This is a genomic window from uncultured Bacteroides sp., from assembly GCF_910578895.1.
In the GTDB taxonomy this organism is placed as follows: Bacteria; Bacteroidota; Bacteroidia; order Bacteroidales; family Bacteroidaceae; genus Bacteroides.
In genome coordinates, this window is sequence record NZ_CAJTSC010000022.1 from 43305 (window position 1) to 54544 (window position 11240).

The following is an 11240-nucleotide window of genomic DNA, read 5'->3' on the forward strand; positions in this document are numbered from 1 at the left end:
AGGGATGTTTAAGAGTCCCCCTATGCTCTTTTATAATAACAGAAAAACATCCTTAAAGTTGGTTGTTGCTTGTCAAATGTCAGAGCCTGTTTAAATTTTCTTCAAAAAGTTTTTCTTCGGTTGCTTTCCAAGCCTTTTTCCGGGCTGTTTTCCTCTTTTTATTCGTCACATAGTCCGCTATGTTCTTTGTAAAAGCAGAAAGACATCCTCGGAAAGAACTCTCAAAATAATGCAGAACGAAATTCAGACAGGCTCTTGATGATTGATTATTTTGTCAGTGCCACGGCTTTTTCATTTGGAGAAGTCATCGGGAATTAAAAGGAGCTACCGCCTTTCGGACAGAGGAGTTGAAAGCCGATAGCTCTGTTGATATTCAATAATATAGACTGATTTGAAATGCCTAAATATTTGTCTCCGATGTTATCAACGTCTGTACGATGCGCTCCGCCGTCCTTCCGTCCCATCGGTCGGGCAGGGTGGTGTGCTTCCATTCGCCATGCAGCAGTTTGTCAAGGGCGGCAGAAAGGGCGAAAGAGTTTTCTCCGACAAGTTCGTTGGTGCCGATGCGCCAAGTTTCGGGATGCTCGGCATAAGTGTTGAGCGTGATGCAAGGCACATCAAGGAAAGTCGCCTCTTCGGCTATATTGCCCGAGTCGGTCACGATGCCTTTAGCCTGGTTGATGAGGAAACCGAAGTGCAGATAGCTTTGCGGCGGCAGGATGTGCAGGTGGGGCATGTCCAGTCCCAATGACTTCACGGCCCGTTCCACATAGGGATGTATGGGAGCCACGATAGGCATATCGCCTGCTTTCTCCACCAGCGTCTGCATCAGTGAACCGAGCACGGCTTTTTTTTCCAGCAGGTCGTGGCGGTTCAGGGTGAGCAGGATATAGTTGCCCTTGCGCAACCCGAGGCTGGAGAACCAGAGCGGTTGCACCAGCCGGTGGCGGTTGTAGCGGATGGTATCGATGAGGATATTACCTACATAGTGGATATATTCCGGTATCATTCCCTCCTGGTTGAGGTTACGGTTGGCAATCATTCCGGCAGTGAAAAGATAGTCGGAAATGGCGTCTACAATCGTACGGTTCACCTCACGCGGCATGTTCATGTCGAACGAACGCGTGCCGGCTATGACGTGCGCCACTTTCAGTCCGCGTTTCTTGGCTACGATGGCACAACTCATGGTGGCGGTCATGTCGTCTACCACCAATACCACTTGGGCGGGATGCTCGTTGAGTTCCTGTTCGAAAGCCAGCATGATGGCGGCGGCAACTTGGGAGTGGTCGCGTCCGCTGATGCCCAGGTAAGCGTCGGGCTTGCGCATGGCAAGGTCGGAGAAGAGCGAGGCATCCAAAGTAGTGTCGTCCCGGGGACCGGTATATACTATACGGTAGGAAATGTTCTTACCGGTCTCTCTGGCTGCGTCTATGGCGCGGCAGAGGGGAGCAATCTTCATAAAATTGGGACGTGCGCCCGATACGATGGTTATTTTCATTGCCGATATAAATTGATGAGACAAAAATACACTTTCTTAGGGAAATTATTTGTTACTTTGCGGAAAAAGAACGCTTCTCATGCCTACATTTGTTCAAATACTCGATTTCATCGGTACATTTGCCTTCGCCATCAGCGGCATACGGCTGGCTTCGGCGAAACGTTTCGACTGGTTCGGTGCCTACGTGGTAGGTTTCGTGACTGCCATCGGTGGCGGTACGATACGCGACCTGTTGCTGGATGTGCCTCCCGGCTGGATGGTCGACCCTATCTACCTGATATGTACCGGACTGGCCTTGCTATGGGTCATTTTCTTCGGGAAACATCTTATCCACCTGCACAATACGTTCTTCATATTCGACACGGTGGGGTTGGCGCTGTTTACGGTAGTGGGTGTGGGCAAGAGCCTTGCATCGGGCTATCCTTTTTGGGTGGCGATTATCATGGGCAGTATTACCGGAGCGGCAGGCGGTGTGATACGTGATGTCTTTATCAATGAGATACCGCTTATATTCCGCAAGGAGATTTATGCGATGGCGTGTGTGGTGGGCGGCACCATTTATTGGCTTTGCGATCTTGCCGGCATGCACTCTTACGGTTGTCAGCTGATAGGCGGAGGTGCCGTGTTCATTACCCGTATCCTGGCTGTGAAATATAAGATTTGCCTGCCCATACTGTCGGGCAATGGTGAGGAAGAGTAAGGAGACGGAGAACCGGTTTTTCCGTTAGTTTCCGATATTTGCAAAAGGGGATGTGGTTTTTAGCATCAACAGACATTATATTTTCCACAAAGGTTCATTCTGCCAATTTAGGGGAATTCCCATTGCCTTACCATCAACATTCGGGTATTGTTCCAACAACTTTTGGAAATGCGATTTCATGTCATTTTCAGGTGATATGATATCAATGAACCATTTGATTATGCAGACTTCATAAAAGGTTCTGTGAGGTGGGATAGCATTGCTTATCCAAGGACGTCTCATCTTCCGTGCGACCATCGGATTAATGGCGTATTGCCTGTTCCACACCCTCGAATGATGACAACAGGAATTTCTTGTAAGGGTTATGACTGTTAGCCATGAAGTAAAAACGGGTATGGGTAGGTCGTAACGCGATGCAATCTTCTTTTTTAAAGAATTGGATTTGATGTTTTCATAGATACGTGTCACTACTCCCAAAGGTAGTATCTCAATAAGCATCCATGCGGGAGGATAATCATTGCTGTATTTATGTTTGAAATGTAGTATGAAATCCTCCTTTGAGTTATTAAGCTCTCGGTCAATCAAATCCATTGTCCTGTTGAATTTGGCTGAGTTGGCGAATATGGAACTGTCAGTCATCCAGAAGATATTTCCTGTTTCTTCAGCTACGGTGTTTGCCAAAGTGCTACGTAGAGAGATTTCTATCTTTTCTATTTCGTTGAAAAGGAATATACGGAGCTTCTTATCAAATCGGTAGAGTTTTATAGCTGTTTCAAAGTCACTTCCCGATTTAAAAGACTGCTGTTCTTTGGGAAGTGCGAGGAAAGGATAAAGGTATGCGCTTAACCGATAGTAACCTATATTACGTATGTATAGGCACGCCGCTTGCCTGTCATTGATGGCAAGCCCCCTTTCGGAAAGTAATGAAACTATAGTCTCCGGGGTATTATACAGTTTAGGGAAATTTATTACCATAGGTATAAAAATAAAACGACCCCCGATTTGAGCATTGTTAAGAGGCTTGGGGGTTCTCGTAATACAAAGATAGAAAAAAATATTCTGCCTGCCAAATTTTCTCTACTGTTTTTTCAACTGTACGCACGGCTTTTTATTTATAGGAGTCGTTAAAGGGAGTTAGAAGGAGTTATCGTTCTTCGGACCCGGAGTTAGAAGCTGATAGCTCTGTTGATGTATAGCGATGCTATCGGCTCGGTCGGTATTTGTTCTTTGAGTAGGTTATAAGATAATTCATGTTATCTCCGTTTCATAAACAAAGCGTAACGAACGTTGTTTCAAACGATTCGTTACGCTTTGTTCTAACTTGCAATACTGTTCGTATTTATTTTACATCTCTATTACTCCAGTCTGCGTGCCCCGTCGCTGATTACAACATCGTAAATCTTCGGGCTTCTGTTGAATTTGGCTGTAAATTCTTCTTTGGCTTTTTCGATAAACGTGTTGTATAATTCCTCTTTGACGAGGTTGATGGTACAGCCGCCGAAGCCGCCACCCATGACGCGCGAGCCGGTTACGCCGCAATCAAAAGCAAGGTCGTTAAGGAAGTCGAGCTCTTCGCAGCTTACCTCATACAGTTTGCTCATGCCGTGGTGCGTTTCGTACATCTTCTGACCCACCGTTTCATAGTCGCCTTTGCCCAAAGCGTCGCACACATCAAGCACGCGTTGGATTTCTCCAATCACATATTCCGCACGCATGTAGTCTTCCGCACTGATTTCAGCCTTGGCTTCTTCAAGCATTTCCATGTTGCAGTCGCGCAGGAACTCTACATGCGGGTGCTTCTTCTGGATAGCCGCTACAACGGCTTCGCAACTTTGGCGGCGTTTGTTGTAGGCGGAAGAAGCAAGTTCGTGCTTTACTACGGAGTCTACCAATACCAGACGGTAACCTTTCGGGTCGAACGGGAAGTATTGATATTCCAACGAGCGGCAGTCCAGACGGATAAGGCTGCCTTTTTTGCCGAATACGGAAGCAAACTGGTCCATGATACCGCAGTTGACGCCACAGTAGTTATGCTCCGTTGCCTGGCCTATCTTTGCCAATTCGAACTTGTCTATCTTGTTGTCGCCGAAGAGGTCGTTCAATGCGTATGCGTATGTGCTTTCCAATGCGGCGGAAGAGGACATGCCCGCGCCCAAAGGCACATCGCCTGCGAAAGCGGTATTGAAACCTTTTACTTCCACGCCGCGCTTAATCATTTCGCGGCATACGCCGAAAATATATCTTGCCCAGCTGGCGCGGGGAGCATCCTCCTCGTTCAGGCCGAATTCCACATAGTCTTTCAAGTCGATGGAATAAGCCTTCACTGTGTCTGTGCCGTTGGGCTTGATTTCCGCAATCATACCTTTGTCGATTGCTCCGGGGAATACAAAACCACCGTTGTAGTCGGTATGCTCGCCGATTAAATTGATGCGACCCGGAGAAGCATAAACAGCTCCTGTTGTTCCGTCAAAATGCTTGATGAAACGGCTTCTTACGTATTCTATATCCATGATATTGTTTTTTAAGGTGAATAAATCTGATTACCTGTATATTATCAATCAACTTTAATGTCTTTGTTCACATTCTTGCAACCTATCAGTCCGTAGAACAGCAGATATGCAAGGGCTGCGATGATTACCCAGTAGCTTGGCATGAAGCCTGCAATGTCGGCAACCAGACCCTGGATTACGGGCAGGATGCCACCGCCGCAAACCAAAACCATGAACAGTCCGGAAGCGGCTGCCAGGTATTTGCCCAAGCCCTCTACTGCCAGGTTGAAGATGCCGCCCCACATGATGGAAGTGCACAAACCTACCAATACCAGGTACATGGCGTTGACGGGAACCTTTGCAAGTCCGAAAGAGAGGCCTCCGGTAGCGCTTTGTTGAAGCACCGGTATGTCTACAAGCGTCTGGGTGGACGAGAAGATGGCGAGGAATACCAAAAGCAAACCTAAAGCGGAAGTGAAGGTAAGCATTGCCTTGCTGGAAATCTTGGCACCCAATGATGCGCCTGCCAAACGGCCTATCAACATCAGGAACCAGTAAGTACCTACTACAAATCCGGAAATGGTAGATGCGATGCCTGCACCGCCTTTTTCTATCGGGTCGGTGAGAAACAGGTTCAATGTGCCCGGCACACCTACCTCAATACCTACATATACGAATATGGCGATGGCTCCCAGGATGAAGTGGCGGAACTTCAGCGCGCCGGACATCAGCTTGCCGATAGGTTCTGTAGTGGTAGCTGCGTTGGGTTCCGGTATCGGGACGAACAGCAGTACAAGAAATGCAAGTGCGAATACCGCCATTGCCGTGTACATTACGGGGAATATCTGGGAAATGGTAGCTTTCTCGATGGAGCCCGCGATGAGGATACCCACGAACATCGGTGTGATGGTTGCCATTACGGAGTTGAACGAGCCGCCAATCTGGATAAGCTGGTTGCCTTTGTTGCCTTCACCGCCCAGTTTGTTCAACATCGGGTTTACAACCGTGTTCAGCAAACACATGGAGAAACCTGCGATGAATGCACCGATCAGATAAACGGCGAATGCCATTTCAGGACTGGAGTGTCCGGACAGGAATTGGATGCCCACACCTATGAAGCCGATAGCCACTGCGATAAGCGCTGTCTTTTTATATCCTACTTTCTGTAATAAAATGCCGCTTGGTATTCCCATTACCGCATAAGCGATGAAGTTGCCGAAGTTACCCAGCATTCCTAAGGCATTGGATACGGAGAACTGGTTCTTAAGCACAATTCCCATAGGAGCTGCGAGATTGGTAACGAATGAGATCATTCCAAAAAGGAAAATCATCGTGATGATGGCAATGAGTTTACCGTTTTGTTTTTCTTGTGTCATGATTTTGTTTAAAGTTATTAAGTTTATAAATTAGGTTAGTTAGTTCATTTATTCCTGTACACCGAACTTATAGATGGTGATTTGCTGGTATTCGTCTCCCGGAAGCAATACCGCCGACGGGAAATGCGCCTTGTTGGGAGTGTCGGGGAAACATTGCGCTTCGAAGCATACGGCGCTTCTTGCGGGGAAAGTGGCGCCATGGGCACCGGCAAACCCGCTCAGCCAGTTGCCCGTATAGAGTTGCACGCCGTTTTCGGTGGTATATACTTCCATCGTACGTCCGCTTACGGGTTCCGTGCAGGTGGCGGCAAGGCTCAGTTCACCGCTTTCCGTTTTGTTCAGTACATAGCAGTGGTCGTATCCGGTGCCGTTTACCAATTGCCGGAACTTGTCGTCGATACGCTCGCCGATGGTGTGGGGAGTACGGAAATCCATCGGCGTGCCTTCCACTTTCAGGATTTCTCCGGTAGGAATGGACACTTCGTCGATGGGAACATAGTAGTCGGCATTGATGGTAAGGATATTGTCCAGAACGGTAGGCGTAGGGGTTGAAATGCCTGCCAGGTTGAAGAAACCGTGATTGGTGAGGTTTACAACAGTGGCTTTGTCGGTAGTGGCGCGGTATTCTATAACCAGGGCGTTCGTCTCGTCTTCCAGGCGGTACGTCATTTCCACCTCTAATGTGCCGGGAAAGCCCTCTTCGCCGTCGGGGGATGTGTAGTTGAAAATGACGGTCGACTCATTGGGCTGCACCGCATCCCATACACGGGCATGGAAACCGGTCGGACCGCCGTGCAGCGAGTTGGGACCATTGTTGACTGCCAATGAGTGTTCCTCGCCGTACAACGTGAATTTCCCGTTGGCAATCCGGTTGCCGTAACGGCCTATTGTGGTGCTTAAAAATGGCTCGGGGCTGTTGATTACATGCTCTATGCTGTCGTGCCCTAAAACGACATTGGCGTAGTTGCCGTTCTTGTCGGGCACCATAATCGAAAGAATGGCGCAACCGTAGTTGGTCACCGCCACTTCCATGCCCAGCGCATTCCTGAGGATATATAAATCTGTTCTCTTGTTGTTTATATTCTTTTGAAAGTCTTTCCTGTCCAGACCGGACAGATTTCTTTCTGTTGCGGTAGTGTCTGTCATATTCATGGTATTATTTAATTTTCTTGCAAATAAAGAGAAATTCTTTTGTTCCCCCAAGTGATTAAGGAGAAATGTGGCGAACATTTTATGAAAGTTTAGCGTTTAACAAACAGAAGACAAATTGATATTTTTTGTATGTTTGTCGCGTATAATCTAAAACAGTATTGAATTGTACTAATTTTAAAAACAACGAATGTATCCTCTAAAATTTGAGCCCATCCTGAAACAAACCCTTTGGGGGGGCGACAAGATTATCCCATTCAAACATTTGAGCGAATCCTTGCCGAATGTAGGCGAGAGTTGGGAAATTTCGGCGGTAGAAGGTAGTGAATCCGTAGTAGCCAATGGCGTGGACAAAGGATATACTTTGCCCGAAATGGTCCGTAAATATAAAGACGAATTGGTGGGCGAAGCGAACTATGCCCGGTTTGGAAATAAATTTCCGTTATTGGTGAAATTTATTGATGCCCGGTTGGATTTGTCCATCCAGGTGCATCCGGGTGAGGAGCTCGCCAAAAAACGTCACGGCGAATTAGGTAAAAACGAGATGTGGTATGTGGTTGCCGCAGACAAAGGCGCGAAACTGATTACCGGATTTGCCGAGGAGATAACCCCGAGGGAATATAAGGACAGGGTGTATAACGGGACGTTTGCCGAGGTTCTTCAGACTTCTGCCGTAGAGCCGGGTGATGTGTTCTATGTGCCTGCCGGTCGTGTGCACGGCATCGGTGCCGGAGCGTTTGTGGTGGAAATCCAGCAGACTTCCGACATCACTTACCGCATCTTCGATTACAACCGTAAGGACAAAGACGGCAAACCCCGTGACTTGCATATCGGCCAGGCTATGGATGCCATTAACTTTTCTGATGTGCAGGATGATTTCCGTACGGAATACGACCGCACGGAGAACGAGCCCGTAGAAGTGCTGGCAAGCCCTTATTTCACCACCTCCGTATATGATATGACGGAAGAGATTACTTGCGATTATTCGGAACTGGATTCGTTCGTGATCTTTGTTTGCGTGGAGGGTGCCTGCCGTCTGACGGATGACGCCCGGAATGAAGTGACCCTGCATGCCGGCGAAACGGTGCTTTTGCCCGCCGCTGTGCAGGAAGTGACAATCGTGCCGGAAGGCGGAAGGGTGAAACTGCTCGAGACTTACGTATAGGAAGTTAATATGATTGCTGCAATGAAGTTAACCGCGTAGTGTGAAACCGGTTAACATCGTTGCCTTAATGAAGTTAACATCATTGGCAACATGATGTTAACTTCATTTTTTTCTTCTACTGTTCTTTCTTCTTTTTCTCTTTCACAAGTGCCGCAATGAGGTATTTCCCTTTGGCTATGATATCGCTCCAACGCGTGTTGTGTATCACTTGCCATACGTAGCCTTTCAGTCTTCCATAGTCGGACAGGCGCAGGATGGCATTCACCTCTTCGGGATTTGTGATTTTCATTTGCCGCAAGGTGAATACCAGTCCGTCGTAATTGTGTGTTTGCTTGTTGTAGGCGTATCCCGGTACAGGCAGAAGAGAATGCTCTCCGGAACTTCCTTCTTCCGTTTCTGCTTTTATTTGCTTTACTTTACTTTGTTCGTAATTGTCTGCATTTTGCGAAGAAATGGTTGCAGGCTGCCTGCCATATTCCTTGTCCGGTATGTTGTTTTCTTCGTTTTGCATGCAGCTTTCCAGCAGGTAGGGTAAGGCTTTCAGGTCTCTTTTTCTCCGTTTGGTGGCTTCCAGCCACACCTTTTGGATAGTGGCGGAAGTCAGTACGTAGTGCTCTTCGTAACATTTGCGGTCGAAAAATCCCTTGTCTATAAGGATGCCGATTATCTTTTCCATATTTTTCTCGTCGATGCCCGCTTTGTGGGCAAAGAGCGTGCATTGCTCTTTGTCCCACAGCAGGTAATACCCTTTTTCCTTGTACATTTTGCACAACAGTTTCATGACGGCTGTAATTCCTGCCAGTCCGCATTTGGCTTCTACCAGTTCTATCGGTGCGTCGTCAAAGAAATTCACGTTCAGCGGGAAATACATGATTCCCCCATAATTCATTGCCATAATCTTTGTTTTTCAGTCCTCAATTTTTAATTCAAAATTCAAATTTTGCCTACCCCACCGGTCTCCATTCCAGGAAATTTTCAATCAGGAACGTTCTCCATGCCTGCTGCTCGATGTCCCAATAGGCAACCGTACCGGTTACCCTTGCGGCGTCATACTCTTTTCCGAATGCGTTTTTGTAAGGTATCAGGGTAGCCCTGACCAGTCTGAATGTCCCGTCCTGCCGGTGATAGGCAATGAGTGCGCACCCGTATCGCATGTGGTCAATCAGTTTTTCGATGCGTTCCGCCATCCATGCGGCGCAGTTTTCCGTGTAATTCTTTTCCAGCATGATGCGGATTTTCCATCGTTTTCTTGTTTCCTCGTAAGGCGAGGTGTGTTTTCCTTTTTTCATTTTCGGTTGATTAATGGATTTATAAATAGGTTATGTCGCTGTTTAGCCGGTGGGCTGCATAAAAAAAGATGTCGTCTTTTCTGAAAAAAGCGACATCTTCCTTATCAAGCCTGTTTAAATATTGTCTTAAGCAAAATTTAACAGGCTCTTATTCGTGCGGCTCGATCCTTGCTAAAGTGATGCAAAGATAAAGCCTTTCATGACAGATTGTCCATCGTTATTTATCGGCTGTTTATTGTTATTTTATATTACTTTTTTCCCTGTTGTCTGTTTTTGGTAGTTTTGTACAGGTTTTCTTTCTTTATCTCGCTGATGTCACATTTTATAGTGTTGAGTGATAGCGGTTTCCCGCTTTTGGAATAGAGAATGCCCAATTCGGCTATGAACCGGCACAGGGTTGCCGTTCCGTATTGCGGGTCCACTGCCATGTCTCCTTTGAGAAATATCTTCAGCAGCAGTTCTTCAAGCTCTCTGCGCTTCCCGAAAATCCCTCTGATTTTCTCCCCGGATTTCGGTCCCTGCTTTCCTTTAACCTTTTGTCTGATAGTTGTTTTACTCTTTCTGTTACTTACGCCAACAGTTTTTTTTATCTGTCTTCTTGTTTGTTCTTTTTGTCATATCAAATGTTTTTTGCCAATTCCTGACTGTTGGACAAAATGTCATGAAATACGAAGTTAACGTTAATGCCTGAAATATACAAGCGCCCTGCTGTTGTTTTTGTGTAAGCACCGTTGTAAGGTACAGATAATTAAAAGTTTGTATGGGGGTAGGGTGGTGTTTATTAAACGTTCGTTTAATGTGCACAAAGATACGTGCTATTTTTGATATGTGCAAAATGTTCGATAAAAATATATTTTATTGCTATTTCAGTTTGTTGGTAAATATCTGTATAACAGGCGTCTGTTTCTGCTTGATAGGAATAGTGCGTTTATTTGTTTCATCTGAAATCCCCGCCTTTCGCATTGAATAATTTTGACGTTTATTAAACGAACGTCTAAAAAACAGTATTTGCATACTATCCCGTTCGTTTATAATGCTTTATCCGTACCATAGTGTATCATTACGGAAATTTCCCGGGCAAGAAAGGCACGCAGCTTGCCGTATTCGACATAAAGTGTCTGCAACTGATTGAAATCCAAGTGTATGCGAGGGTTTCAAAGCCCCAAGAGAACACCCTTTTCTGAACAATCATCCATGATGGAAGCAGCGAAAGAGACCGAATTATGGCATGCGATGCGTGCCACGTACCGCAGGGAGCCCGATGCCTCCCGCCTGCTCGAAAAGGAGGGTCTGGAGTGCTTCATCCCGATGCAGCATAAGATAACCGTCCGGAAAGGCAGGCGCGTGCGTGTCCTGGTTCCTGTGATACACAACCTGATATTTGTGCGTGCGTGTCCTTCGGATTTGCAGCGTGTCAAGTCCAAGGCGGCTTATCTTCAATACATCACGGATACCCGCAGCGGCCGGAAGATTATCGTTCCTGAGAATGACATGCGCCGCTTCATCGCTGTGGCAGGCAGTTACAGTGACCAGCTTCTCTACATCCAGCCCGAAGAGGTGAACCTGTCCAAAGG

11 protein-coding genes are annotated in these 11240 nt (G+C 46.8%); 3 read left to right on the forward strand and 8 right to left on the reverse strand.

From position 1 onward, the window contains the following. Positions 1-400: 400 nt before the first annotated feature. Positions 401-1498 carry a UDP-N-acetyl glucosamine 2-epimerase gene (locus tag QZ327_RS07475; protein ID WP_294618430.1) on the reverse strand — a complete coding sequence of 366 codons (1098 nt, stop codon included), beginning with the start codon at positions 1496-1498 and terminating at the stop codon, positions 401-403. 79 nt (positions 1499-1577) lie between these two features. Here QZ327_RS07475 and QZ327_RS07480 point away from each other — a divergent pair, with 79 nt between their 5' ends. Continuing rightward, complete coding sequence (locus tag QZ327_RS07480) at positions 1578-2198, forward strand: trimeric intracellular cation channel family protein (RefSeq protein ID WP_294618432.1); 621 nt, start codon at positions 1578-1580, stop codon at positions 2196-2198. Positions 2199-2273: 75 nt separating this feature from the next. Here QZ327_RS07480 and QZ327_RS07485 read toward each other — a convergent pair whose 3' ends face one another. The 4 genes from QZ327_RS07485 to QZ327_RS07500 all read right to left on the reverse strand — a co-directional run bounded on the left by QZ327_RS07485 (position 2274) and on the right by QZ327_RS07500 (position 7209). Then, the gene (locus QZ327_RS07485) at positions 2274-3173 is read right to left on the reverse strand and encodes an Abi family protein (RefSeq protein WP_294618434.1); all 900 of its coding nucleotides are present in this window, start codon (positions 3171-3173) and stop codon (positions 2274-2276) included. 380 nt (positions 3174-3553) lie between these two features. Continuing rightward, on the reverse strand, positions 3554-4708 hold the full coding sequence (galK, locus tag QZ327_RS07490) for a galactokinase (protein ID WP_294618435.1): 1155 nt from the start codon (positions 4706-4708) through the stop codon (positions 3554-3556). Positions 4709-4752: 44 nt separating this feature from the next. Then, positions 4753-6063: an MFS transporter gene (locus QZ327_RS07495; RefSeq protein ID WP_294618437.1), complete on the reverse strand. Its 1311-nt coding sequence runs from the start codon at positions 6061-6063 to the stop codon at positions 4753-4755. A gap of 48 nt (positions 6064-6111) precedes the next feature. Next, entirely contained in the window at positions 6112-7209 is a 1098-nt protein-coding gene (locus QZ327_RS07500; RefSeq protein WP_294618448.1) for an aldose epimerase family protein, read from the reverse strand. Between the two features lie 193 nt (positions 7210-7402). On the opposite strand from QZ327_RS07500, the gene QZ327_RS07505 reads away from it, so the two are divergent. Beyond that, a complete protein-coding gene (locus QZ327_RS07505; protein ID WP_294618439.1) occupies positions 7403-8377 on the forward strand; it encodes a type I phosphomannose isomerase catalytic subunit in 975 nt (324 codons plus the stop codon). Positions 8378-8492: 115 nt separating this feature from the next. Here the strand turns inward: QZ327_RS07505 and QZ327_RS07510 are convergent, their stop codons facing one another. From QZ327_RS07510 to QZ327_RS07520, 3 genes are all read right to left on the reverse strand, one after another. Beyond that, positions 8493-9272: a DUF4373 domain-containing protein gene (locus QZ327_RS07510; protein WP_294618441.1), complete on the reverse strand. Its 780-nt coding sequence runs from the start codon at positions 9270-9272 to the stop codon at positions 8493-8495. A gap of 49 nt (positions 9273-9321) precedes the next feature. Further along, complete coding sequence (locus QZ327_RS07515) at positions 9322-9666, reverse strand: SH3 beta-barrel fold-containing protein (RefSeq protein WP_294618443.1); 345 nt, start codon at positions 9664-9666, stop codon at positions 9322-9324. A 248-nt stretch (positions 9667-9914) separates the two neighbouring features. Continuing rightward, a complete protein-coding gene (locus QZ327_RS07520; protein WP_294618445.1) occupies positions 9915-10094 on the reverse strand; it encodes a hypothetical protein in 180 nt (59 codons plus the stop codon). 769 nt (positions 10095-10863) lie between these two features. Here QZ327_RS07520 and QZ327_RS07525 point away from each other — a divergent pair. Next, positions 10864-11240 (forward strand): UpxY family transcription antiterminator (locus tag QZ327_RS07525; RefSeq protein WP_294618447.1); only part of this gene is annotated, 377 nt, incomplete at its 3' end.